Source organism: Gardnerella sp. DNF01141 (assembly GCF_049244255.1).
GTDB lineage: Bacteria > Actinomycetota > Actinomycetes > Actinomycetales > Bifidobacteriaceae > Bifidobacterium > Bifidobacterium vaginale_E.
In genome coordinates this window covers 1,102,298-1,128,266 of record NZ_CP058391.1, presented here as the reverse complement: position 1 = coordinate 1,128,266, position 25,969 = coordinate 1,102,298, and the positions used below count along the sequence as shown (strand labels likewise).

25 protein-coding genes are annotated in these 25,969 nt (G+C 40.7%); 13 read left to right on the top strand and 12 right to left on the bottom strand.

What is annotated here, in order from left to right:
• Positions 1 to 54: 54 nt before the first annotated feature.
• The gene (locus HXT35_RS04315; RefSeq protein ID WP_004129639.1) at positions 55 to 549 is read right to left on the bottom strand and encodes an inorganic diphosphatase; all 495 of its coding nucleotides are present in this window, start codon (positions 547 to 549) and stop codon (positions 55 to 57) included.
• 189 nt (positions 550 to 738) lie between these two features.
• Here HXT35_RS04315 and HXT35_RS04310 point away from each other — a divergent pair, with 189 nt between their 5' ends.
• The 4 genes from HXT35_RS04310 to pgl all read left to right on the top strand — a co-directional run bounded on the left by HXT35_RS04310 (position 739) and on the right by pgl (position 6,766).
• Entirely contained in the window at positions 739 to 3,213 is a 2,475-nt protein-coding gene (locus HXT35_RS04310; protein WP_421787923.1) for an acyltransferase family protein, read from the top strand.
• A gap of 131 nt (positions 3,214 to 3,344) precedes the next feature.
• On the top strand, positions 3,345 to 4,925 hold the full coding sequence (zwf, locus tag HXT35_RS04305; protein ID WP_421787921.1) for a glucose-6-phosphate dehydrogenase: 1,581 nt from the start codon (positions 3,345 to 3,347) through the stop codon (positions 4,923 to 4,925).
• Positions 4,922 to 5,863: a glucose-6-phosphate dehydrogenase assembly protein OpcA gene (locus tag HXT35_RS04300; protein ID WP_004129644.1), complete on the top strand. Its 942-nt coding sequence runs from the start codon at positions 4,922 to 4,924 to the stop codon at positions 5,861 to 5,863. The genes zwf and HXT35_RS04300 overlap by 4 nt, the downstream gene beginning before the upstream one ends.
• Positions 5,864 to 5,941: 78 nt before the next feature.
• Positions 5,942 to 6,766: a 6-phosphogluconolactonase gene (pgl, locus tag HXT35_RS04295; protein WP_421787919.1), complete on the top strand. Its 825-nt coding sequence runs from the start codon at positions 5,942 to 5,944 to the stop codon at positions 6,764 to 6,766.
• A gap of 245 nt (positions 6,767 to 7,011) precedes the next feature.
• On the opposite strand, the gene gndA is transcribed toward pgl, so the two are convergent.
• Complete coding sequence (gene gndA / locus HXT35_RS04290) at positions 7,012 to 8,466, bottom strand: NADP-dependent phosphogluconate dehydrogenase (protein WP_004129648.1); 1,455 nt, start codon at positions 8,464 to 8,466, stop codon at positions 7,012 to 7,014.
• A gap of 362 nt (positions 8,467 to 8,828) precedes the next feature.
• On the opposite strand from gndA, the gene nrdH reads away from it, so the two are divergent.
• From nrdH to HXT35_RS04265, 5 genes are all read left to right on the top strand, one after another.
• A complete protein-coding gene (gene nrdH / locus HXT35_RS04285; protein WP_004129649.1) occupies positions 8,829 to 9,089 on the top strand; it encodes a glutaredoxin-like protein NrdH in 261 nt (86 codons plus the stop codon).
• A 3-nt stretch (positions 9,090 to 9,092) separates the two neighbouring features.
• Positions 9,093 to 9,593, top strand: coding sequence for a class Ib ribonucleoside-diphosphate reductase assembly flavoprotein NrdI (nrdI, locus tag HXT35_RS04280; protein ID WP_004129651.1), 501 nt, complete (start codon positions 9,093 to 9,095; stop codon positions 9,591 to 9,593).
• 77 nt (positions 9,594 to 9,670) lie between these two features.
• Complete coding sequence (nrdE, locus tag HXT35_RS04275; protein WP_421787917.1) at positions 9,671 to 11,905, top strand: class 1b ribonucleoside-diphosphate reductase subunit alpha; 2,235 nt, start codon at positions 9,671 to 9,673, stop codon at positions 11,903 to 11,905.
• Positions 11,906 to 12,030: 125 nt separating this feature from the next.
• Positions 12,031 to 13,110 (top strand): class 1b ribonucleoside-diphosphate reductase subunit beta, encoded by a 1,080-nt coding sequence (gene nrdF / locus HXT35_RS04270; protein WP_004129655.1) that lies wholly within the window; start codon positions 12,031 to 12,033, stop codon positions 13,108 to 13,110.
• 366 nt (positions 13,111 to 13,476) lie between these two features.
• Positions 13,477 to 14,070 (top strand): hypothetical protein, encoded by a 594-nt coding sequence (locus HXT35_RS04265; protein ID WP_004129658.1) that lies wholly within the window; start codon positions 13,477 to 13,479, stop codon positions 14,068 to 14,070.
• 328 nt (positions 14,071 to 14,398) lie between these two features.
• On the opposite strand, the gene HXT35_RS04260 is transcribed toward HXT35_RS04265, so the two are convergent.
• Genes HXT35_RS04260 through HXT35_RS04250 form a run of 3 tightly spaced genes read right to left on the bottom strand, consistent with a single transcriptional unit; the run spans position 14,399 to position 16,755 of the window.
• Positions 14,399 to 15,571, bottom strand: a complete 1,173-nt coding sequence (locus HXT35_RS04260) for an exodeoxyribonuclease V (protein WP_421787915.1) — start codon at positions 15,569 to 15,571, stop codon at positions 14,399 to 14,401.
• 34 nt (positions 15,572 to 15,605) lie between these two features.
• Complete coding sequence (locus HXT35_RS04255) at positions 15,606 to 16,259, bottom strand: response regulator transcription factor (protein ID WP_004131589.1); 654 nt, start codon at positions 16,257 to 16,259, stop codon at positions 15,606 to 15,608.
• A gap of 34 nt (positions 16,260 to 16,293) precedes the next feature.
• Positions 16,294 to 16,755 (bottom strand): hypothetical protein, encoded by a 462-nt coding sequence (locus HXT35_RS04250; protein ID WP_421787913.1) that lies wholly within the window; start codon positions 16,753 to 16,755, stop codon positions 16,294 to 16,296.
• A 588-nt stretch (positions 16,756 to 17,343) separates the two neighbouring features.
• On the opposite strand from HXT35_RS04250, the gene HXT35_RS04245 reads away from it, so the two are divergent.
• Both HXT35_RS04245 and HXT35_RS04240 read left to right on the top strand, forming a co-directional pair.
• Complete coding sequence (locus tag HXT35_RS04245; RefSeq protein WP_421787911.1) at positions 17,344 to 19,542, top strand: hypothetical protein; 2,199 nt, start codon at positions 17,344 to 17,346, stop codon at positions 19,540 to 19,542.
• Between the two features lie 6 nt (positions 19,543 to 19,548).
• Positions 19,549 to 20,220: an ABC transporter ATP-binding protein gene (locus tag HXT35_RS04240; protein WP_032841558.1), complete on the top strand. Its 672-nt coding sequence runs from the start codon at positions 19,549 to 19,551 to the stop codon at positions 20,218 to 20,220.
• Between the two features lie 95 nt (positions 20,221 to 20,315).
• Here HXT35_RS04240 and HXT35_RS04235 read toward each other — a convergent pair whose 3' ends face one another.
• The 6 genes from HXT35_RS04235 to HXT35_RS04210 all read right to left on the bottom strand — a co-directional run bounded on the left by HXT35_RS04235 (position 20,316) and on the right by HXT35_RS04210 (position 24,480).
• Positions 20,316 to 20,489, bottom strand: a complete 174-nt coding sequence (locus HXT35_RS04235; RefSeq protein WP_421787908.1) for a hypothetical protein — start codon at positions 20,487 to 20,489, stop codon at positions 20,316 to 20,318.
• A complete protein-coding gene (locus tag HXT35_RS04230; protein ID WP_004129686.1) occupies positions 20,486 to 20,779 on the bottom strand; it encodes a DUF2089 family protein in 294 nt (97 codons plus the stop codon). Before HXT35_RS04230 ends, HXT35_RS04235 begins: the two co-directional genes overlap by 4 nt.
• A 162-nt stretch (positions 20,780 to 20,941) precedes the next feature.
• A complete protein-coding gene (locus HXT35_RS04225) occupies positions 20,942 to 21,787 on the bottom strand; it encodes a nucleotidyl transferase AbiEii/AbiGii toxin family protein (protein ID WP_421787906.1) in 846 nt (281 codons plus the stop codon).
• On the bottom strand, positions 21,784 to 22,374 hold the full coding sequence (locus HXT35_RS04220; protein WP_421777602.1) for a type IV toxin-antitoxin system AbiEi family antitoxin domain-containing protein: 591 nt from the start codon (positions 22,372 to 22,374) through the stop codon (positions 21,784 to 21,786). Before HXT35_RS04220 ends, HXT35_RS04225 begins: the two co-directional genes overlap by 4 nt.
• A 139-nt stretch (positions 22,375 to 22,513) precedes the next feature.
• Positions 22,514 to 23,746: a histidine kinase gene (locus HXT35_RS04215; RefSeq protein WP_421787904.1), complete on the bottom strand. Its 1,233-nt coding sequence runs from the start codon at positions 23,744 to 23,746 to the stop codon at positions 22,514 to 22,516.
• Positions 23,740 to 24,480: a LuxR C-terminal-related transcriptional regulator gene (locus HXT35_RS04210; RefSeq protein ID WP_421787902.1), complete on the bottom strand. Its 741-nt coding sequence runs from the start codon at positions 24,478 to 24,480 to the stop codon at positions 23,740 to 23,742. The genes HXT35_RS04215 and HXT35_RS04210 overlap by 7 nt, the downstream gene beginning before the upstream one ends.
• A gap of 193 nt (positions 24,481 to 24,673) precedes the next feature.
• Between HXT35_RS04210 and HXT35_RS04205 the strand changes: the two genes are divergently transcribed.
• A complete protein-coding gene (locus HXT35_RS04205) occupies positions 24,674 to 25,177 on the top strand; it encodes a hypothetical protein (protein WP_415682603.1) in 504 nt (167 codons plus the stop codon).
• 4 nt (positions 25,178 to 25,181) lie between these two features.
• On the opposite strand, the gene HXT35_RS04200 is transcribed toward HXT35_RS04205, so the two are convergent.
• Positions 25,182 to 25,448 (bottom strand): hypothetical protein, encoded by a 267-nt coding sequence (locus tag HXT35_RS04200; protein WP_421788386.1) that lies wholly within the window; start codon positions 25,446 to 25,448, stop codon positions 25,182 to 25,184.
• A 275-nt stretch (positions 25,449 to 25,723) separates the two neighbouring features.
• Between HXT35_RS04200 and HXT35_RS04195 the strand changes: the two genes are divergently transcribed.
• The gene (locus tag HXT35_RS04195) at positions 25,724 to 25,960 is read left to right on the top strand and encodes a hypothetical protein (protein WP_421787900.1); all 237 of its coding nucleotides are present in this window, start codon (positions 25,724 to 25,726) and stop codon (positions 25,958 to 25,960) included.
• Positions 25,961 to 25,969 lie beyond the last annotated feature (9 nt).

Below are 25,969 nucleotides of genomic sequence, written 5' to 3'. Positions count from 1 at the left end.
TTAACTATTTTTTCCATGAACTCACAGGGGAATTTTTTATTCAAAAAGCGAAACTTATTTTTCGCTTTCTTCCAGACGCTTGCGAGCCGCGACGATTTCCTTCTCAGCTTGATCTACACCAGCCCAGAAGTCACCAGGAAGAACTTCCTTACCTGGTTCCAAAGCCTTGTACTGCTCGAAGAAGTGCTTAATTTCTGCCTTGTGATACTCGTTCACATCATCAACATCCTTAATGTCGTCGAAACGAACGTCTGCTGGAACGCACAAAACCTTATCGTCTCCGCCAGCTTCATCAACCATGTGATACAAGCCAACAGCGCGGCACTCAACAACGCATCCTGGGAATACGGAGTTTGGAATCATAACAAGAGCATCAAGCGGATCGCCATCTTCGCCCAAAGTTCCTTCGATGTATCCGTAATCATCTGGGTAACCCATTGCTGTGAAAAGGGTACGATCCAAGAAAACACGACCGGTTTCGTGATCCACTTCATACTTGTTCTTAGAACCACGTGGGATTTCTACCACAACGTTAAAAGTTTCTGCCATTTTGGCTCCTTTATTATCTTTAATAACAATTGACACAACTGTTATATTTCACTTTAGCGCGCACTAAAGAAAGCATTATTTCAAAACACGCTTTGAGGTTCAAAAGTGTCGAAAGACACAGTTATTATGGCTCTGTTTTACACATAATATGTGCACATACAAAAGCATGGTTGACGAAGCGCAGGCAAGATGACAAAAAAGAAACGCGTGAATACTCCCACTGTTTCACTGGCCAATAAAAACTTCCGCCAAAAGGAAGCTGAGGCAGCAAATAATGCTAGTAAAACACTCGTAAATAAAAAGCTTGCAAATGAAAGCGCTAAATCAACTAATACTGTTAGTGAAGTAAAAAATCAGGTTGAATCTAAAAGAAATCCTGCAATAGATGGATTGCGCGCTTTAGCAATTATTGGAATTGTTTGCTTCCATATGCGTCCAATCGTACTTTCTGGAGGATTTTTAGGAGTAACGCTATTTTTAGTTTTAGCTGGATACTTTTGTACACATTCCATACTTCGCTATTTAGACTCTCAAAAAAGTGCCGAAACTAGCAGCAGTACAAGAGCCAAAACAAACGGAAATACAAGTAGCAATGCAAACAGCATTGAGAAAAGTAAAACAAAAACTGGCGAATTTAAAAGATTAATCACTTGCTACTTTAATTATATTTGGCATCGCTTAAAGCGAATTTGGCCTCCAACACTTGGAATTATTGGAGTTAGCGCACCAATAATGTGGATTTTTTCGCCAAGTCTACTTCCAAAATTACAAGCGGATGCTTTTTCTGGAGCCGGCTTCTTTAGCAACATAATGTACGTTGCGCGCAAACTATCGTACTTTGAGCAAACAGGATTGCCTTCCCCAATTAAACACTTATGGTATCTTGGCTTAATCATGCAAGCATTCGTTGTGTGGCCACTTATTCTTACAGCCCTCGTAAAGCTTGTTAAACGCGCAATTACTCGCATGTATATTACTGCAGGATTGGCAATACTTTCTACAATACTTACATTTACTTTTGCCTACATGTTTGGCAATTACACTACTCCAGCTCGCGTCTATTATTCTCTTGACACAAGAGCATCGGAATTCCTGCTAGGCGCAATGCTAGCAATGTATGGGGCTTGGTTTACCAAACATTCATTACATGCTTGGATTATTCGCGCATTTTATTGGATTCGTGGCAATAAGCATGCAATAGTTAAGATTTCCACAAAATTGCCGAAATCTTTTATTACTAGCTCTTCTTCAAACAAGACTTATGCTGAAGAGAATGCTGCAAAATCTCCTGCTGAAAATAGTATTCCAGAAGATTTGCGAGCTGGATTACAAATTGATTTATCTGATAATGCTGAATTATTGCAAGATAACTACAAGAATACAGATTTAGAAGATTCTTCTAAATCTGAAATACGCGAACTTCCAGATAACGTATTTACCGCCCCAAAAACAGTGTTTTGCAAACCTTTGCACGCGTGGCAAAGATCCTTAATAGGTATTGTTACAACAATAGTTCTGATTTTGTGCTTTGTTTATGCAGACGGCACATCCTCAGCATTTACTTTTGGCGGATACACTTTAACAGCAGCAATCTGTGCGCTAATACTGTGGTCTTGCACTCAAACTGATAATATTTGCTCAAAAATTTTCGCATTTGCGCCGTTGTCTTATCTTGGAAAGCGCGCATTTGCTATTTATTTAGTACACTTCCCAATTTTGGAATTGTGCAATCCTGCCACAAGAACAACAACTGTTTCTTGGGAAGAGCTGATTTTGCAAGCTGTAGTAATTGTTGCAGTAGCAGAATGTTTCTATCAACTATTTGAAAAACAAACAGAAAAACATCTGCAAAAATTGGCACATTTCGTAGCATTAGCAATAGTTTGCGTAATAACTATTTTCTTAATTGCTTTGCCGTTGAATTGGAATAGCATTGCACAGCAACGCGCAATACAAATTCGACCAGAACTAACTGTAAATGCTTCTAAAAATGTTGAAGCAGAAAAAACAAAAACTAATAAGAAGGCAAACGCATCCGCTTCAAATAAGAAAACAAAAGGATTGCACAAGACCGTAGCAAAACAAGCGCTTCCGCCAAAACCATCAAAATATCCTGTGCTTTTCCCAATTGCAGAAAAAGTTCCGAAAAATCTTTCCGCATCACACACTCGTATTGATAAAAAGCACAACACTTGCTCAGTAAACTTAACTATGGTAGGCGACTCTATTACCGAAGGCGCAAAACCATACTTGCTACAAGTAATGCCTAATGCTTATATTGACGGAAAAGTAAGCAGGCAGATTTTCCACGGAGCTGACGAATACGCTCAAGATATTTCGAACAAACATGCTGGGGATGTTGTTATTTACGCGCTAGGAACAAACGGCCCGCCTCACGACGACAGCGTTCTGCAGCACATGGTAGATGTTGCTAAGGGTAAGCCTGTTTATTTCGTTACAACTAGAGTTCCACAGCCATGGCAAGACGTTACCAACGACCGCCTGCGTAAGTTTGCTCAAACTCATCCTAATGTTGGCATTATTGACTGGTATGGTTTGAGTAATGGTCACTCGGAATATTTGACTGACGATGGCGTGCATTTAACCCCAGTTGGCGGTCCGCAATACGCGAAGATGATTCGACTCGCACTATGCGGAGCCTGATTTATTAATCACGTAAGTTTTGGCATAACTGCAGGTATTTTGCGCATGCTAAAAGCAAATCTTATAACGAATCGCAATGAAAATAACGACTCGTGTAGGAAAAATAGCATCGAAATATTACGATAGTGTGTATGACTGAGTTGAGGATTCCTTTTAACACGCAACACGCTGCTGATGACGCGTCTGCGTGGACGAACCCATTACGAGATCCTAGAGATTTACGTTTGGCTCGCATTGCCGGCCCGTGCAGTTTAGTAATTTTTGGTATTACTGGCGATTTAGCACGCAAAAAACTTATGCCAGCCGTATACGACTTGGCTAATCGAGGGCTTTTACCACCAGGATTTGGTTTAACTGGTTTTGCGAGAAGAGACTGGACGGACGAGCATTTCGTAAACTTTGTGCGCGAAAATATTGAGCAACACTGCCGCACACCATTTCGTGAGTCAACTTGGATTAATCTTGCAAAAGGAATACGCTTTGTGCGCGGCACTTTTGACGACGCGTCTGCGTTTGAACGTTTAAGCAAAACAGTAAACGAATTAGATAGAGATCGCGGCACGCGCGGAAACCACGCATTTTACATGTCTATTCCTCCTTCAAGCTTCCCTATTGTTGCTCAACAGTTGGCAGCGTCTGGACTTTCTCACTCTTCCGAGCACGCGTGGCGTCGCGTAATTATTGAAAAGCCTTTCGGGCATGATTTAGCGAGCGCTCGCGAATTAGACCGCGTCGTTTCAGAAGTTTTTGATCCTAATTCCGTATTTAGAATCGACCATTACTTAGGTAAGGAAACCGTGCAAAATTTGCTGGCTTTCCGTTTTGCTAACGCAATGTACGAGCCGATTTGGAACGCAAATTATGTTGATCACGTGCAAATTACGATGGCTGAAGACATTGGTATTGGCGGACGTGCCGGCTACTACGACGGAATTGGTGCTGCGCGCGATGTGATTCAAAACCACTTGCTTCAACTTATGGCACTGACTGCTATGGAAGAACCTGTAAGTTTCCGCGCTAGCGATTTGACTGCAGAAAAAACGAAGGTTTTATCTGCAGTTCGTTTGCCTCACGATTTGGCCGCAAATACTGCTCGAGGACAGTACGCAGCAGGCTGGCAAGGATCTTACAAAGCAGTTGGTTACTTGGAAGAACAAGGAATCGACCCTAAAAGCACTACTGAAACGTATGCTGCTGTGCGACTAGACGTTGACACTCGCCGCTGGGCTGGAGTCCCATTCTATTTGCGCACTGGAAAACGTTTAGGCAAGCGCGTTACGGAAATTGCTGTGATTTTTAAGCGCGCTCCGCACTTGCCGTTTGAATCAACTGCTGTTCGAGAGCTTGGTAGCAATGCTATTGTTATTCGCGTGCAGCCGGATGAGGGCGTTACTATGCGTTTTGGAGCGAAAGTTCCTGGCGGAACTGCTATGGAAGTCCGCGACGTTTCTATGGACTTTAGTTACGGACGTTCGTTTACTGAAAGTTCGCCTGAAGCTTATGAACGTCTGATTCTTGACGTTCTTCTTGGCGAGCCTCCACTGTTCCCAACTACTGAAGAAGTAGATTTGAGCTGGAAGATTCTCGACCCTATTGAGGAATTCTGGAGTTCACTTGGCACACAGCCACAGCCGTATCGCGCTGGAACTTGGGGACCTAAGGAAGCAGACTACATGCTTGCTCGTAATAATCGCCATTGGAGGCTGCCATGATTATCAACCTTCCTGATACTAATACCAGTAAAATTTCGCAAAAAATCGACGAATTGCACGAAGAGCGTGGAGAATCCGCAACTGGGCGCGTGCTTACTCTTTTAATCGACACAGATCTTCAAGAATTAGAACATGCTCTTGAAGCTGCTAATGCTGCGAGCCGCGAGCATCCTTGCCGCGTTATTGCTATGGTTCGCGACTGGTCTAGCGAGCATGCTGCTGAGCGCGGAGAAATTGTGCCAAATCTTGACGCTCAAGTGCGTTTTGGTGCTGATGCTGGAGCTGGCGAGATTATTATTTTGTATCCGCATAACGGTTTGGTTCGTCATCCGGATACGCTTGTTATTCCACTACTTGTGCCAGATGCGCCGATTGTAGCCTGGTGGCCAACGAACGCTCCGGAAGACCCTGCTCACGATTTGCTTGGAGCTATGGCTAGTAGCAGAATTACTGATGCTCAGCGCGCAGACGACACTCTTAAAACTGTTCAAAACTTGCGCAAAAACTGGTCTCCGCAAGATGCAGACTTATCTTGGACGCGTCTTACTCCATGGCGTGCACTTTTGGCTTCTATGCTCGATCAACCTCCGCATTTGCCAATTACTAGCGCAAAAGTTACTGGCCCTACTCACTACGTTTCTCTGCATTTACTTGCATCTTGGCTTAAGAGTAGCTTGCGCGTGCCTGTAGAAATAGTTGAGAATCCTGATGCTAAAGCTATTACTTCCGTAACTTTAGAGCGTGAGGATGGCACTTTGTCTCTTACTCGCCCTGCTGGAGGAGATCAGGCTTTAATTAGCCTTCCCTATCAGACCGCTCAACCTATTGCGCTTCCTATTCGCACTTTGGATGATTGCTTAAGTGAGGAATTGCGACGAATTGATCCGGACGAAATTTACGCACAGCTGGTGCGAGATAATCCTGAAGAAAACAATTAAGTCTATAAAAATACACAACGCGTGAAACAACTTGTGAAACAGCGTGTGAAACATTTTTAATTGCATAAAAGGAATGACATGACAGATAATGAAGTTACTTTTGCACACAACGCAAACATCTACGTCTACAATAATCCCGATGTACTCTCAGCCGTCGCAGCTCAACGCTTAGTAACGTTTATTATGGAGTCACAAAATAATGTGCAAAATCTAAACAAACCATTCCATTTACTTCTTACTGGCGGCACGGATTCAATACGCATGTTCCAAATGCTTGCTAGCAACCCACTTTTGCCAGCGATTAATTGGAATTTAGTGCATATTTGGTGGGCAGATGAGCGTTTCGTAGCTTACGATAGCGAGGATCGCAACGCACGTAAAACTCGCGAAGCTTTGCTTAACTTACTTACTTCTAACAAAGCTTTGGCAGAATCTCATATTCACGAGATGCCTGCAGATGAGCGCAACGCAGAGGAAATTGCAAAAGCCAGCGACGCTGAAAATGACGCTATTTTAGATGCGGCAGCACACGACTATGAGGAAGAAATTATAGGATTACTTGGACCAGAACCGGTGTTTGATTTAGCAATTCTTGGCATGGGCCCGGACGCACATATGGCTTCGCTTTTCCCAGGATTGCCACAAGTTAATAATCGCGAGCGCATTGTTGTTGGAGTAAATCACTCCCCTAAACTTCCGCCAATGCGATTGTCGCTTACAGTTCCCGTGCTGGCTCACAGTCGTCGCACTTGGTTCTTGACTGCCGGAGCAGAAAAGGGAGCTGCTTTAATGAATACACTTTCGGGAGCTAATAATCCTGAATATCCTGCGTCTTTTGCAAACGGCACCGACGAAATCGCTTGGATGACAACAGCGGAAACACTGCAAGCTGCAATTCAATAATCTGCATAATATTCAGCCAACTAAAAGTTGAATAAACATAGCAGAGCGGCGCATTTGGGAAAATCAACTCCTAAAAACATGGCGCATTTGCGAAAACGAATGCAAAATCGTTGAAATTCCAAGGGAAACAACCGATTTAGAAAAATTAATAAAATTCGGCAATAAAATATATTACAAAGAGCAGAATAACATACAGGCCTTTGCATTGTTATGCAGAGGCCTGTTAGTTATAAATATTATTTGATTTAATCTTGCTTTACTTCCGGACGATTAGGATCCGCCCACAAAGTGTGGAATACGCCAGACTCATCGATGCGACCGTAAGTGTGCGCGCCGAAGAAATCGCGCTGAGCCTGAATAAGCGAAGCTGGCAAACGCTTGGAACGCAATCCATCGTAGTACGCAAGCAAGCTAGAGAATGCTGGAACAGGCACTCCATGCTCAACTGCACGCGCAATAACACGACGCCAAGCAGCTTGAGACTTTTCAATAGCATCCTTAAAGTACGGTGCAAAAAGCAAAGAAACGCTTGCTTCACCAGACTCAAAAGCCTCGGAAACGCGGTTCAAGAACTGAGCGCGAATAATGCATCCGCCTCGCCAAATGCGAGCAACAGCAGCCTGGTTAATCTTCCAATCATGCTCAATTGCAGCAGCCGCAATCTCATCGAAGCCCTGAGCGTAAGAAACAATCTTAGAAGCGTATAAAGCTTGGCGAATATCCTCAATAAACGCCTTACGCTCAGCATCATTCAAATCAAAATGCATATCTGGCCCAGTCAAACCCTGGCTTTCGGCAGCTTCACGCAAAGCAACTTGGCTTGAAAGTCCGCGAGCAAACACAGCTTCGGCAATACCCGTAACTGGTATTCCTAGAGAAAGCGCAGACTGTACAGTCCAAGTACCAGTGCCCTTCATGCCAGCATGGTCCACCATCATCTCAACCAAAGGCTTACCAGTCTTAGCATCCTTTTGGCGAAGCACATCAGCCGTAATCTCAATCAAATAAGAATCAAGCTCGCCCTTATTCCACTCGCTAAATACGTCCGCAATTTCATCAGACTTCATACCCAAGCCGCGAAGCATTAAATCGTAGCTTTCGGCAATAAGCTGCATATCTGAGTACTCAATACCGTTGTGAACCATCTTCACAAAATGACCAGCACCGTCGGTGCCAATATGCGTTACGCAAGGCTCACCTTCTGCAACAGCCGCAATAGACTTCAAAATAGGCCCAAGAGTCTCCCAAGATTCCTCAGTGCCACCAGGCATCATTGAAGGGCCGCGCAAAGCACCTTCTTCGCCACCGGAAACACCGCAACCAACGTAATGAAGACCACGCGCACGAATGCTGCGCTCTCTGCGAATCGTGTCTTCAAAATAAGAGTTTCCGCCATCGACGATAATATCTCCAGGCTCCATAGCATTTGCAAGCTCTTCAATAACAGCATCCGTAGGAGCACCAGCTTTTACCATAATAATCGCCGTGCGCGGACGCTTTAGAGAAGCCACAAATTCTTCAACAGTTTTAGCTGGAACGAAAGCACCCTCAGTGCCGTGCTCATTCATTAACGTTTCAGTTCGCGAATAATGACGATTATAAACTGCCACAGTATTTCCGTGATGCGCAAGATTTCGCGCTAAATTAGATCCCATTGCAGCCAAGCCAACAACGCCAATATTTGCCTGAGCTTGAGTCATTACGACACCTCTTATCTTGTTGTTATATTTTCGTTTCTGCGCTACTCCCCTTCAGGAAACACACTTTTTAATTTTATCGGCCTATATGCACAAGATTTTCGATGCAAAAAATGCAAGTTACACTAAGTAAATTTTGTGATATAAATTACATTTTTAATACAAACAAATCGTTCTCAAAATCTCCAAAAAAGTACGACACGCTTACAAACACGCGGATTTTGTAAATATAAACAATAACTATATGTAGTGTTTGAATAATCGACACACCACTACAAATAGTAATTATGAGTAGTATGCTGACTTTTGGCTTTTGTGCTAACACCGCGGAATCTAACGATTCCCCATCACCAGAGGAGATTGAAATGACAATTACAGTGTTTACAAAACCTCATTGCCCACAGTGTGATGCCACTAAACGACAGTTCACAAAACTTGGCGTGAACTTCGAAACTGTAGACTTATCAAAAAGCCCTGAAGCACTGGATCAATTGCGCAACGCTGGATACCGTCAAGCACCTGTAGTTATTGCGCCAGACACATCATGGAGCGGTTACCGCCCAGATTTAATCGCGCAAATTGCGGATAAACTCGGAACTTCCTCAGAAACAGCAAAAGAAGCATGATAAATGTGTGAACAAGAAAGAATCCAACAGCCAAGCGAGCCAGAATCTCGCGCACAAGGCGAATCAATCGGAGCTGTAGTCTACTTTTCATCAGTTTCCGAAAACACATTACGCTTCGTGCAAAATTGCGATTTTCCTAGCAACAATGTAAACGTGTATCGCATACCGCTTCGACCAAAAGACCCGGAATTAAATGTGCGCGAACCGTACGTGCTAATCGTACCAACTTACGGCGGCGGAAATATTGCAAAAGCAATACCAATGCAAGTACGCAAATTCCTAAACAATCGCGAAAATCGTTCGTTTATTCGCGGAGTAATTTCTTCCGGAAACACGAATTTTGGAGACGCTTATTGCGCTGCAGGCGGTCAGATTGCAGGAAAGTGCGCAATCCCAAATATGTATTCGTTTGAGTTGACAGGAACTCAAGAAGATATTGAAAAAGTAGCGCAGGGAATACCTAGATTTTTAAGGCAATTAAAAGAAGCAGAAGAAACTAAATAATCAAAATAAGTAAAAGAATCAAAAAACAATCAGCGTTTGAAAAGCAAAAATAACGCATGAAGAAAGGAATCAATCAAATGAATAGCACGGATCCGATGAGCGAATCTACTTCGCTTAATCTTGATCACACTGACTCCAGCGAAACTGCAAACGCAGCTGCTAGCAGCACAGCAGAACGCATTCGCAACAGCCGCGATTACCACGTTCTTAACGCTATGCTCGGTCTTTTTGATCCAGAAAAAGGCATTCAGTTCGACAAGGACCAGGAAGCAGAAAAGATTTACGTTTCGGGTTACGTGCAAGAACACAGCATGAAGTTTGCTTCAACTCGCGAGCGCTTGAACTATTTGATTGACAACTACTACTACAACGGCAATGTGTTCGGAAAGTACAGCGACGAGTTTCTAGATAAGTTCTACGAGCACGCAGAATCCGCTCACCACACTTTTGGCACTTTCTTGGGCGCTTTTAAGTTCTACACTTCTTACGCTTTAAAGACTTTTGACGGCAAGCAGTATTTGGAAAACTTCGCTCAGCGTGCAGCTGCAGTCGCTTTGGAACTTGCAGATGGTGATGAAAAGGCTGCACTCAACTATTTGGACGAGATGCTTGCAGGACGCTTCCAGCCAGCCACTCCAACGTTCTTGAATCTTGGTAAAGCCCAGCGAGGCGAGGCTGTGAGCTGCTTCCTCGTGCGTTTGGAAGATAACATGGAGTCTATTGCGCGCGGAATTAATTCTGCTTTGCAGCTTTCTAAGCGCGGCGGCGGCGTAGCTCTGCTTCTTACTAATTTGCGCGAGCTTGGCGCTCCTATTAAGCGCATTGAGAATCAGTCGAGTGGCGTTGTGCCTGTTATGAAGCTTTTGGAAGATTCGTTCTCTTACGCTAATCAGCTTGGCGCTCGTCAGGGCGCTGGCGCTGTGTATATTAGCGCACATCACCCAGATATTATGCGTTTCCTCGACACTAAGCGCGAGAACGCGGACGAAAAGATTCGCATTAAGTCGCTTTCTTTGGGCGTTGTGATTCCAGATATTACTTTCGAACTTGCTAAGCGTAAGGAAAAGATGGCTTTGTTTAGCCCTTACGACGTTGAGCGCGAATACGGAAAGCCTTTTGCAGACATTTCTGTTACAGAACATTACGATGAGATGGTTGCAAATCCTCGCATTCACAAGAAGTACATTGATGCTCGCGAATTCTTTATGACGATTGCGGAAATCCAGTTTGAATCTGGCTACCCTTACATTTTGTTTGAGGATACTGTGAATCGCACGAATCCTATTGAGGGCCGCATTACTATGAGTAACTTGTGCTCCGAGATTTTGCAAACTCAGGAAGCAAGTACTTACAATGCAGACTTGTCTTATAGCCACGTTGGCCGCGATATTTCTTGCAACCTTGGCTCTCTTAATATTGCTAAGGCAATGGATGGAAACTTGGGCGCAAGCGTTGAGCTTGCTGTGCGCGCGCTCACTTCTGTTTCGGAGCACACTTCAATTGATTCTGTGCCTTCGATTCGTCGCGGAAACGCGGAAGGCCACGCTATTGGCTTGGGTCAAATGAATTTGCACGGTTTCCTTGCTCGCGAGCACATGCAGTACGGAAGCGAGGAAGCTCTTGACTTTACAGACATGTACTTTATGACGGTTGCTTACCACGCTTATAAAGCTTCTCACGCTTTGGCTGTGGAGCGTGGCCGCGCTTTTGCAAGCTTTAAGACGAGCGCCTACGCTAAGCCTGCAGGCAAAGGCAACTACTTCGATAAGTACACTGACGGCAGCCGCTCGCTTGAGCCTAAAACTCAAGCGGTTCGCGATTTGTTTGCTCGTTTTAACGTTGCGATTCCAACCGTTTCGGACTGGGAGCAGTTGCGTGACGATATTTTGCGCGACGGCATTTACAACGAGTATTTGCAAGCTGTCCCTCCAACTGGTTCCATCTCGTATATCAACCATTCCACGAGTTCGATCCACCCGATTGCTTCTCGCATTGAGATTCGCAAAGAGGGCAAAGTTGGACGCGTCTACTACCCTGCCGCTTATATGACGAACGACAATATGCAGTACTTTAAGGATGCTTACGAAGTTGGTTGGAAGGCGATTATTGACACTTACGCTGAAGCGACTCAGCATGTGGATCAGGGATTGTCTCTTACTTTGTTCTTCCCAGACACTACGACTACTCGCGATTTGAACAAGGCTCAGATTTACGCGTGGCGTAAGGGAATTAAGACTCTTTACTACATTCGTATTCGCCAAAAAGCTTTGGAAGGTACGGAAATCGAGGGTTGCGTAAGCTGCACGCTGTAAATCGTAGCGCTAAAAATCACATCGCTAAAAATCACAGCGACGTAAATCTATCAGCGTAAATCTTTTGCAAATTAAATCAAAAACTTAAAAATTTTATAAACGTAAACACAAGATCAGGAGTAATTATGACAGAACTCGATCCAACAGCACTACGCAGTAGTCTCGATAAGCCTTTCGGCACGAACCGCGTAATCGCAGATGACTCTATGATGGCAGCTTCCATCACACCAGCTCAATACCGCTACCATCACGGCTCACGCGTGCGCCCAGTTAATTGGAATAATATTGTTGACGACAAGGATTTGGACGTTTGGAATCGTCTTATCGCTAACTTCTGGCTTCCAGAAAAAGTGCCACTGAGCAACGATATTCCTTCTTGGCGTTCCCTCACCGACCTTGAGCGCAAGACAACTACTCGCGTTTTTACAGGTTTGACTTTGCTTGATACCAGCCAGGCAACTATTGGTGAGCTTTGCCAGATTGAGCACGCTCGCACAGAGCACGAGCAGGCTATTTACACGAATATTGCTTTCATGCAGTCGATTCACGCTCGCTCCTACTCCTCTATTTTCTCCACTCTTTGCTCTAGCGAGGAGATTGACGAAGCTTACCGTTGGGCTGTTGGAAACGACGTTTTGCAGCAGCGCGTTACCACCGTGCTTTGCGAGTATGAGAGCGAAGACCCGCTTAAGCGCAAGATTGCAGCAACCATGCTTTCTTCATTGCTTCTTTACGCAGGCTTCTACCTTCCGCTTTACTTTGCTTCTCGCGGAAAGATGATGAACACTGCCGACATGATTCGTTTGATTTTGCGCGATAAGGCAATTCACGGCTATTATTCCGGCTACAAGTTCCAGCGCGGTTTGGAGCTTAGAAGCGAAAACGATAAGAAGAATCTTGAAAAGTTCACTATGAACTTGCTTGACACTTTGTACGATTTGGAAGTTGAGTATTCTGGTCAGATTTATGAAGGATTTGACTTCCACGATGACGTTTTTGACTTCGTTCGTTACAACGCTAACAAGGCTTTGATGAACCTTGGCTACCCTGCTAAGTACAGCGAAGAAGAGACTCACGTAAGCCCTGAGATTCTCGCAGCTCTTTCTCCTGCAGCCGACGAAAATCACGACTTCTTCTCCGGCTCTGGTTCCAGCTACATTATGGGCAAGTCGGTTGAAACTGACGACGATGATTGGGACTTCTAATCTCACAGTTTGCTAACTGACTGATTTACTAAATAACTGAATAACTAACTGATTGGTTAACTAATTAATTTAATTAGTTAACCAATTTTAATTTAGTTAGGTTAATTATTGCAGCTAAATAGAGTCTATATAAAAAGATAAAAGTCAGAAAGCAACACAGGTCACTCATGCTTTATGGTACACTATGTGAAAAGGAACTGGTCTTGTTGATTCGTTTATGCGAAAATCGGCAGTGATTATCACTTCCTACTCACGTCCAAACCAAGATTTTTGAACTGAACTGAGCAGGCACTAAAGTTGGAGTTCAAGTTTATAAAGATGACTAACATCCGTTAGACGCATCTACAAGAAGAAAGAAGTCCATTTATGGGGAAAATGACTTATAAAAAATTACTTTGTGTTGTAGTGCTCTTCAGCTCGCTGGTTGGGCTAGCAGCCTGCGGTAACTCCAAAGCAAACAAACCAGTGCCAACAAAAATAAGCCGTCATTCTACTAAAAAACATTCAAAACCAGTCAAAAAAGCCTCAAAAAAGAAAATCGCCGAAGCTTTTGTAAAGGGACAAGAAGGTACTTTGGAAGCCCTAGGTGAAACTAAACGCGTTATTTGGGACGCTTATCCTGATCAGTTGGCTTACGTTAAAGATGCTTTCTATCACTGGACTCTTCAAGACGACTGGTTCCAGGTTAATACTGGCCATTATATGGTCGTTGACCGTTTGAACAGTTCAGGCATCTTATTAAAGAAACTCCAAAAAGGCATGCCAGTTAAATTAAACGGCAAAGATTACAAAGTGGCGGATTATAAAGACTTTGAGGGTGGCGGAAGCTCGGATAAGTTGCTAAAAGTATTCAAAGAGTACGTTGACCAATTCCCTAAGTCTGCTTACTTTATTCAAACTTGTCTCGATGCCAGAACTTATGGCGGACAACGTCTAGTAGTTCTTGACGTAGCAAAATAGTAAATGATTTAGCCGCAAAATTTAGATTATTCACCAAATTTTGTTGTCTTAAAAAATATTGTTTGTGCATCGACGAGGTTGATGAACAGGCAATGTTTTTTAACTGATTACGAGACAATAGTTACGACCATATCGCGCGGCCGAAATCACGCGTTATCGTGGCAGTTTTTGCTAATTTTGCAATTTTTGCCACGATAACTCGTATAACATAGCAACGAAACAGCATTCTGCATCACAGATTAACTTCTTATTTGCGTTTGCTGCACAAAGCTTCGTCCAAATACTCGATTGAAGCGCAAGGAAGCACAATAAGCATCTTGCGCAATGGCTATTTCTCTGCATGAAGCGGAACATGTACATTAATAATCCACGAATCGCCATCTTCAATAACTTTAAAAGTTCCACCAACGCGTTCCGCAAGCATCTTATGAAAACGCAGTCCATATCCTAATTGCAAGTTAGCAAGGATACCTCGTTGCGCACTATTTATACACGTAATATGACATTCATGGTCATTAAGCATTACATTCATGGCGTATTCTTTAGGCTTTGCAGCATGCTTTTTTACGTTCGCAAGCAGTTCTCGGCAAATATACTCAATCTGAGCACATTCTTCAAAAGGCAAATGGATTGATCGAGAATTTTCAGCAGCTAAATCACTATTCAAGTCAATGGAACCAATATAGCCAAGCTTTTCAAACGACTTTTGCTCACAGTCAAATAAAACACGTAAGCCTGTGCAAAAATCTTTATAACATGTAGTCGATTGCATAACATCGCCAGTGCTTGCAGTTGTAGCATTGTCAAGAAGAGAAATAATATTACGTGCTCTATGAACAGTTGTAGTAGCACGTTGAAGAATCTCTCGCGAATTTTCATGCTCTTGCTCATGAGTTGTTTGAGGTTCAATAGATTGTTGAGCCATCATCATAATGCTGGAAAGCTCATTAGTTACTTCATCGTGCATGCGAATTGCTGCAATAGTGGCATATTTTTGAAAAACGTTGTAACGCTGTGCAAATAACTGTTCCTGTTGTTGGTGAATAGTAGAAATATAGTATTTTACGATTGCGCTAGAAATAAGAGTGATAAGAAGCCACCATGCTAACACATAGGCGTTTTGAAAATCGCATATAATAAAAAACCATGAAGATACCCCGCAAGAAGAAAGCACAGTGTACCAAGGTTGAGTAATTACAGCAATTGCCAAACAAATCAATATGGTAAGCATCATAGATGAGTAGTTGATATTTGGCGCAATAATTACCAACGGCATCCAAATAAGCACAATAAAAGATGCTTTACGAGGCCAGATTGCAATACATAAGCAGATTACAATCCATACTATTTCAACCGTAATTGCATGCCAATTAGAGTAGTAATGAAGATTATTATAGGAACAAATTTCAAGAATCAAAGTACAACTTATGATTGCACCAATTCCAATTTTCTGCCAAGCATCATGCGGCAAAAAATTGATCATACGTGTTAATAATTTCATAACTACCTACTTTTACACGTTAATTTCTTACACGTTATATATCATGCGAATATTTTGCGAGCGCAGCAAGCGCCTGCATTCGGCTTCGGACTTGAAGTTTTCCATAAATACGCCGTAAATGCGTGTTGACTGTTGAAACTTTCACATTAAGCTGATCTGCAATCTCTTTCGTAGAATACCCCTGTTTGCACAAGCGCATAATTTCCGATTCTTGAGGAGACAAAACTGAAGTCTTCGGAAGTTGAGAAATCATATTAAATGATTCTTGCGGAGTGTGAAAATAGTCAATATATTGTGGCAATTCTGGGCAACCGTAGCTTGTTGCGCGCGATTGGATGGCTGCAACTACGTCTGCTAAATTGTCTTTATGCACTAACGCTTGACCACCCGACTTAGCAACTTGCAATACGTATTCATCCAGCATGTAGGAAGTAATGCCAATTAAAACAATATTGCTATTGCGCTCGCGAATTGCTTTAATTACATCAACACCACTCATTTCTCTCATTGACATATCTACTAAAAGTACGTCAGGAGTATTTTCTGTAACGCAACGATGAATAGCTTGTTTTGCAGAAGAACACATCCATGCACAAACAAAGTTTTCAGGCAAACGACTTTTTAGAAGAAGTTGCATGTACCGCAATACAAGCGTGTCATTATCAACAATTGCGTAAGTAGTGTTCATACAATATATGGTATCTTGTTTTGGAATTTGCTTATCAAGAGATGTGCGATTGTATTGTTTTTCTCAAATTATCAAGATTGTACACATTAAAGTGCCATACGCTAGCACTTTCCGTTGGCACACTCCATTCTTCGGTTTTGCCATTCGCAGTAAAACGAATTATTTGAGTTGTTGGCTTATTTATAACTTCAAAATTAGTGAGTTGATTCCACGGAATACGACGAAGATACTTATCGTCTAATTTAGCTAGATTACCCGAGCCTAAAATGACATTCGGATTAACAATAATAAACTCATTATTAGTGGCAGCAATAATACGCGCAACAACGCTTTGCGCTACATAGAATAATTTAGGTAACAAAAATAGTTTGATTAAATCTTTCCACCAAGGGTCGTACTTCATAGTAAGCACATACGTTTTGCCCACTGAAAGATTATGCGCTTTAAAGTACTTAACAATATCCTCTTCTCGTATACCGCGCAAAGGATTAGTCATAATAAGCACCTCCTCGTGATTCTTGTTTTGTAAATTATCAACATACTAACGTGCAGATTTTATCTACACAAATAGGCGTACCTATTTTTAACGATAGTGCTTTTAGAAAAACTTTTAAAAAACTTTTACTATTGGCAGTTTGCATGTTCTAAACAATCAACATTTAAGAATATTTCCGTTTTGGAACTATTTTTAAATAGAGGCTTACTTATGGAGTTATCGTGGCAGTTTTTGCTAAATTTGCAATTTTTGCCACGATAACTCGTATAACATAGCAACGAAACACCATTCTGCATCGCAGATTAACTTCTTATTTGCGTTTGCTACGCAAAGGTTCGTCTAAATACTCGGTCGGAATAAGTCGTTAGCATTTCTTGTTGACGCAACAAATAAGTGAATCTATCATGTTAGTGGGAGGCACATTGCCCCCCCCCCCCAGCAAATAAGTTGGAGGTTTACGATGAAGAAAATTTCACGTATTGCATCGACAGTAGTGTTAGCAATTTCCATGGCATTGGCTCCATGCGCTACTGCATATTGGGATTGCAAATAATCTGTATGTATGAATAACTTATCATAGGGGATGCGATGTCTCGATTGTTGCGTTCATTGTCATGCGCACTTGTTCTTCTGCTTGCATTATTTGCATCGCTGTTAGGTTTGACAAAAATGAACGACTCCTTGGGTGATTGTATTGCTATATATCCACAAACGAGTCGCCTTTTTTCATTACGCGGTGTGACAGAAGACAAAGCTGATCAAATTTATGCATTACTCAAGAAGACTGTTGCTCAGCATAATGCTTTTGTGGTTCGTAATGATATGCGCTTGGCAGCGAGTGACGCCGGTGTAGATGGTTTTGAGCTTGGCATATTTGGCAATCCGCGGGGTAAAGATGATTTGCTTACTTTGTCATATCTCGGAACGCCGATTCTGACATCGCATGCCTTTACGCAATTATTGCACAGCGAAAGTAACAAAACGCTTGGACTTGATATGGCAAAAGCAGATATGCTTGCTGATCTGCCCACTATTTCCATTGAGGGTTCGCGTTTAGTTGTTCGTCAATTAGATGCCCTCGTCGACAATAGTAAAACAAAGCTTGGTGATTACAGGATTGTGGGACTTTCCAATCGAGACTACCATGCATTAGTTACTCAAGCTGCTCGCATCGCTGGTACAACCTACCAAGATTTTCAACGTGGAAAATCTGGAATAGCACGATCCAATAGTTTTAATCAACTTACTTTTATTATTGTCTGCATTGTAACAGTGTTGCTTCTTGGCATTACGATAATCGCTGATGGGTATCTTTCGTATAGAACATTGGGAAGCTACTTGTTGCTGGGTTGGTCGCGTTCATCGTTTGCTTTGCGTCATCTTATGCCGATACTTGTTTCAGAGCTCGCCGTATATCCTCTTGTTTGTATCGTGATGAGTTTATTTACTCACGGATTTATATGGAATATTCGATTGTTAATGCAGGCGCTGATTATAGCGTTGCCAGTTATTGCAGTTGTGTTGCTCCTCAGTGCATTAGTCATTTTGATGATTATTTCTGTAAAACCAGTAGATGCAATTAGTAATCGTATTACCAAACGTGGTATGCTTATTGCTCTTGCACTCGTTTATGCTATTGCATCAACATGTGTATTAGAAGGTGTGCATAGCATAGATGGGCCAATAGGTGAGTTGACGAAAAGTGTGGAAGTTGCTCGTTTGTGGCATCCTGTATTAAAGCAGAGAATTATGTATCACCACCTCGTAGGGCAAGATGGTGCTTCGGTATCTGGTCAATCGACGCAGTATGCCAAAGATGCTTTTGCATGGTATCGTTCTATTGAGGATAAGCCAGGAGTAAGGCTTATTTACACAAGTTTCTTTGATGTGGATATACTACAAGATTGGCGCAATGGTAGCGTATATAAGCATGTGCCTTCTAAGCCATTCTGGTCGTTTGTGGCATCTCCTAAGTACTTGCAAGATCAAGGGTTTACTGTAGATAGCGATGTCAAAAACCTTGCTCGTCAGGGTGTGCGCATCTACTTCATTCCCGACACGTATAATCCTCAAGAGCAGACTTCGATGAGGCAGTGGCTTCAAGAGTCAGACAACCTAACGTCTACTGATGTTTCGACCAAGTTTACTGCGCATCCACAATTCGCATTCCGCACGTATCATCCTTCTCGCGAGTGGTTTAACTGGTCTACGGATATTCATCATAAGGTTATGGTAAAAGATCCTATTATTTTTTATGCGACGAGCGATAATTTGAATGCGTCTGAAAGTGAATCATTACTTGCTGGCGGCCTTGACAATAGCTACATTAAATTGAATGATCAAGCAGCAGCTCGATATCTGAGCGACGCTTATACTGCACGGTATCATCTTGATGATAATCATCTTCAATTCTTACAAGTAGGAGAATGCATTGCAGGCTACCAAAAGACGATTATGCAGACGTTGCAATTGTTTGGTAGCGTAATTCTGCTTATTACCCTGCTTATGTTGATATTACTTATAGCGATTATTGCTATGTTTGCAGCATGCTATCAAGAAAGTATTGCGGTGAAACGATTGCTTGGTTTTTCGCTATTACGCATATTCTCTATGCCATTCTTGCTTGTGGGACTCGTTCAAGGAGTACTTTTTGTTATTGCTTCGATTGAACGGACTCGTTCTGGCATGATATATGTGCTGATTTCGGCAATTATTGAACTCATATTATTAACGATACAAACATATTATTTGAGTAATAAACACATTACTTCTATGGTAAAGGAGTAGTTGATAATGCAAAACAATGGTATTGAACCTTTAATAAGTGTACGCAATCTTTATAAATCATATGGGAATCGACCGGTTTTACATAATCTTAGTTTTAGTGTGCAACAAGGAGAATCGTTAGCAATCATGGGGGCTTCCGGCTCTGGAAAATCCACTATTCTAAACATTCTCGGCATGCTTGAAACCTATGATAAAGGTGAAATAAAGATTGCTGGCAAAAAACTTCCAGCTATTAATTCTGTTGCTGCTACTAAGTTACGTCGTTATCATATTAGCTATTTATTTCAATCGTTTGCATTGCTCAATAATCGAACTGTATTTGATAATTTGTGGATTGCGATGGCATATAATAAAGAGTCAAAGTCTGTTAAACACCAAATGATTGATGCAGTTCTTGCTGAACTCAATATTGAGTATGCTAAAAATGACCGTATTGCTGTGCTTTCTGGCGGTGAACAGCAGCGAGTTGCGATTGCTCGTGCAATGCTGAAACCTGGCTCGTTGATTTTGGCAGATGAGCCGACGGGTTCACTTGATAGAGATCTTGCTGATAAAGTGTTTGCGCAATTGCAATCGATGAATAAAGAATATAACAAGACATTGCTTGTAGTGACACATGATCCTTTGATTGCTCAGCGATGTGATCGTGTGTTGCATATTGAGGCGTTAGCTCGGTAGTTGCATTGCTTCTCTTCTCTTCGTTAAATTTCGAGTTATCGTTGCAAAAATTGCAAAATTAACAAAATCTGCCACGATAACTCGGTTTTTGTGTTTTATAAGTCCTGTAACGCTATTCTTTTATCTTCTGCAGATTGCTTAGATGACTTATCGTCCTTCTTAAGAGAATGCGCATAGCGAATAAGACTTCTTGCAATAAAGAACACTAAAGCGCATATAACAAGCACGCTAAGAATGTAAATTATCGGACCAAATAACGCATAGCTCATGATTCATCCTTTCTTTTTCTATATTCGTTTATGAGTGTTCGAGCTGTGTCAACATCGTATTTATCGTCAATAGCAAGACTCTTTACTAAAAGAACAAACGGGTCTTCTGGTTCATTGTCGCTTATTCGAATTTTTTCAATGAGCCTGTTAAGCCTGATTCTCATTGTTGGGTAAGAGACTTGATACATTTGCGACATTTCTTTTAACGATCCAGACGATAATACAAAGTTCTTTATAAACGACATGTCTTCGTCTGTGAGATTAGCCATCCATTTTGGAATATGATCCATATCACCCCTTTCTTCAGCCTATAAACTTTAATTAAATTAAACTTTTATTAAAAATATTAAAGTCGCTGTATGAGTTTGTCAAGCATGAGCATGAGAGATATGACGCAAAGAGACATTTTTATGTCGCCAAAATTGTCGCTTTGTCGCCAATGGATACAAAATTTAGTCATTTTGCTTAGCGTTAAGAACGTTCAATAAGTTTATAATTTCATCAAGTACGCTTGAAAATGTGATTTCTTTTGTATAACTATATTTTTTCGAATAATTTTGCCACTGTTGATTTTGCGTATAATCAGTTTTAAAAGATTCTAGAAGATTAATTATCTTATTAAAATCTAATTCTGTTTCACGATATAAGAAAGTTCTTTGGCAAGCTATCACTAATTGCGAAAAATCAATATCATTCTTTTTTAATTTTAAAAGAATAAAAATATCATAAAAATCTTTACTGCGACTATTTAAAAAATTGCGTGAATAAATAGTCTGAAGCTTTTCCGCTAATATACTTTCAACGTTATAAGCAATAATTGGGAATGTTTCATCGGTAAAAATAGCTTTATAGTAGTAATTTATTGGCTGTGGCGTAACAACATCACCAGTAGCAATATCCAAATGAACAATTTGTTTAATATTTTCCAGCTCACACAAAATTGTTGCGCGATATCCTCCATAATCATCGCTTTCTTTAATAGCCGCAATAGACTGAATAGAAAAACTTATATCATCTTTTGAATTTGCAAAAACTTCTGTTAGTTGTTTTTTAACTTTTTCTTCTGAAAGCTCCATTTTATGAAACTGAAAGTCAATATCTACCGTACTGCGTGATTTGATACCTATTATGTTTGACAGAAGGAATCCACCTTTGAAAACATAGTGATCTGAATAATTACTTTGACTTAATTTTTTCAAAATAACTTCAAGGAAATAATAAATCATAACAGAATTAAATGTTAAACCAGTCTTTGCGGACATTTTATGGCACAATGCTGTTAATTTTGCTTTATTCACAGTAGCACTTCCAGTGTTTGCTTAACTTTATTGGATATATTCATTTTTGTTGCATACTCATGAAGCTTTATAAGATCTTTCCCGTTATACCTACTGTAAGCTTGAAGAGTTTTAACAAAGAGTTCAGAATCAATACTGTTTCTGTTTATTATAGAATCACAAATAATGCGTTCAAAATCATAAACACATACTTTATTCCCCATTGGGGTAATCGTTGTAGTAACGCCTAACTTGCTATACAATTTTGAGACCCAATGAATAGTTAAATTTGATGGTGGATTATTAAAACGATATCCTCTAGGAACACTTACTTCAAAATGTTGTGGAATTTCATCTGTAAAACCTTGAAGATAAAGAGCTGAAACATAAGAGAATACAGCTTGCGGATAACGATATTGAAAGAAGTAATATTCGTCATAATCACCATTGGAAGAGAGAAAAATTCCTCTTTCAATTCGATTAAGAACACCTTCGTTTTTCAAACGAGTTAAATATATAGTTGGAATATTTAATGTTTTACAATCTTTGTATGTAATTATTCCATGATGGTTATCTAAATAGTCAAGGAGCATCTCTTTGTTTGACATAATAACCTCACTTCTGTTGCTTTCATACTAATATTTTATCTTTTTTGTAGTGTGAAAGCAACAAGAATTGCAGACGTCATATTCTTTAAACAAGTTATCGTTGCAAAAACTGCCACGATAACGTGCGATTTGAGTGATGTTAGTTTAACGGAATAACAACATTGACCAGCCAAGTGTCATCATCTTTTTGCGCCTTTAAAGATCCACCTAAACGTTCCACAGATTTTTTGTGGAACAGTAGTCCTTTGCCAAAAACAAGCTTTTCGCCAAACTTATTCAACGTCGAAATCGAATTCATGCACATTATTTTGCATTCACGCTCATCAACCGTAACATTCATAGAAAAATCAACGCTAGTACTGCAATGCTTACGAATATTAGTAAGCAGCTCGCTGCACATGCGGATAGCACATTGAGCTTTTTCGCCATTAACGATTGCAGATACAGCAAAATCGTTACTCCCCGAACTTTCATCATTTACTGTTATAGAGCCATAATACCCAAGCTGCTCGCAAATTTTACGCTCAGATTGCAATCGTGCGCGAATATTGCATAGAAAATCAGCCAAATTCATGCGATCATTGCTATTAGAACCATAAACGAACTGCGTGCTGGCAATACTAGCAATATTTGAATCTAAAGAATCATCATACTTTTGTTCAGCTTGCTCAAGCAGGCTGATAACAAGTCTCGCTTTGGAAAGTGCATTACGCGAATGTTCAATAATCTGCTCTAACGATTCTTTTGTATGATCACTTTTCTCGGCATATAAAGCATCCGTTGCAAGCAACGTAATATCAGTAATCTCATTGTTCACATCGTCGTGCAATTGCAATGCAACCGACGCAATATAAGACTGGAACTTGCTTCGTACAATATCCATTTTTGCACGATTATTTTCTTCCAACATGTTCAAATACTTGCGCAAAGCGTAACCGCAAATCATGGAAATAAGAATAAAACAAGGAAAAGTAAACGGAATGTACGCCATTTTTGCAAAGTACATAATATTCAACGAAACTATGTATGCACAAAGCAAATACTTCCACGAATCGTAAAAGCCTGCAACAAACATGCTAGCAATCAATGAAAAAAGAAAGCAAGTTGCATTTACACCTGGCATTGCTAGCGTTAAACAATACAAAATCGGAGTTACGAGTGATATTTGACGCGGAAAAGCAATCATAAGAAAAGTTGCAAACATCCAAACGTATTGGCACACAGATTGCTGCGGGTTATGCCATAAACCAGCTGTATTGCAAGATTGCACGTCCATTGATACTACAAGAATCGCCAATATTATGAATAAAGTTCGCTGAATTTTCCAGCTTTTAACCAACTCAATAACGCGCGAAAATGTGTTCATTAACATGCGCTATCCGTTTCTTGCAAAAGATTTGGATGATTCTGCGGCGAATCATTAAAATATTGCATATTGCTATCTTGCTCACGATTTTGCATCGCAGCAAACGCGGATATTGCTTGCACTCGGTTAGAAACATGCAATTTTTTGTAAATTCTATGAATATGCGTGTTAATAGTGTTTGGCATAAGTCCAAGTTGAGCCGCAATCTGATTCGTTGTGTAACCTTTAGCAAGCAGATCCATGATTTTCAGTTCTTGAGGCGGCAAAACGCTGCGCGACCTTGATTTAGAAAGCCTAATAAAAGATTCTTGCGGTGTAGCAAAATCGTAAGCAACGCCTTTAACGCAACGGCAGCCATACACATTCTGCTTATCGCAATATTGCAAAGCTTCTGCTAGCCCTTTGAAATTGTCTTTAGCAACCATCGCTTGCCCGCCAACTTGCGAAACCATCGAAGCATAGGATCTGCAGTCATACGAAGTCATACCAATTAAAATGATACTGTTGTTTTGCTCACGAATTGCGCGTATTACTTCCACTCCAGACATGTCTTTCATTGACATATCTATCAAAATATAATCCGGAGTTGTTTTTGTTACGAGGCAATATTTCAAAGCTTGAACGCCTGATTTTACGCACCATTTGCACACGTACTCACTCGGCAAAAGCTTGCTGAGCACGTTTCGCATAACCGCTAAAACTAGCGGGTCGTTATCTACTATTGCATACGTTTTTGGCATAATGGCTTTCTTGCAATCACACGCTACTTTTCTTATATTCTACTTTATAAACGCGCGCAAAGTAGGGCAAATTGTGTAGTAAAAAATGATTACAAGTACTGCATGTAAATCAAATGTGATTATAATAAGTAACAATATGTGACTTTTGGTTGCGTTGAAAATTCATTTTCAATAATGATTGCAGCAGGATTATATGACAAAACGACTAGTAGTATTGCACTCCGCAGAAGTAGCTGCGATGGCGTTTGCCTCAGCAGCTGCTTTTATGCGTAGCTTTGACCTTTTCGCTTTGTGGCTTGTTCTAGGACTTCTTTCTGTTGCAATGTATTCTTGTGCATATTTTTTCTTGCTCAAAAGCGTTATTAAAGAAAAAAATGCGTATATAGAAAATAATATATCTAAGATTAGCGGCGCGGGTGCTAACAGCATAAGTAGTGACGTTGAGAACACAGAGAACAACAAAGATTACATAATTACTCTTGAGCGAGAGCGCAAAAAAGTCGAATCACAAAATAAGCAAATACTCAACAATTACTCAAATAATTTAATAAATATTATTTCATGCTTTATTTGTGGGCTTATTCACGTTCCTTGGATTTATTACTACGGAATTGCAAATGGCGTTTTAACATTGGTGATTTTGTGGCGAGTAATAAAGCGCCCACAAGGTCACCCTATTGATGAAAGCGATTTTTAAGTAATTAATGCTTATGTTGCTTTTCTATTACAACGTTAAATCCTTTTGCAGCTTTGTGAAAATCTTCTATGCGATCTTCATAACCGTCTGCAATAATAGCATCCTCTTTTACAACAAAAGAGCCATTTTCTAGCACAATATATTTTGTAAAGAATTCTTCTAATTGCTTAGCTAATTCATCAATTTCATCTTGTGAAAGCTCTTCGCTACTATTTTCCGCAAGTTTATCTTCCTGCTCTTTAGTTTGATTGACAGTATTTTCACTATACATATTTGCGCTACTCATGTTTGCATCTCCTTATATTTGTAATATATTCGCAACTTATATTTGCAACATATATTTGCAACATATTTGTGCGTTGATTTAAGTGTAATTACAAACATTTTCCGCGCAATCTTGAGTACTGAGTTTTGAGTACATCATATTGCTGCAAAAAATTGCAATATTTATACTAGAAATACAAAATACGTATGAACGAGAAGCAATGTACGCGAATTAGCTACAATGCTCACAAACAAAACAGCAAATTGGAAGGGAAACAACTCATGAGCAAGTACTATATAAAACTTATTAAAGAAACGCTTATTTGGATTCTTAAGTGGGCATTATTTACAGCATTCGAATTCTTTATTTTGTACGTTGCGATTATTTCTTGGAATCATGATTTTGTACAGTTCATGCACGAATACAGTAATGCTATTATTCCATTTATAGCAACTACCGGAGCAAGCACAGCAACGATGACTCGAAACGAAGGCACTATTTTTGAAGTCAAAGATTAAGGTGGTTCA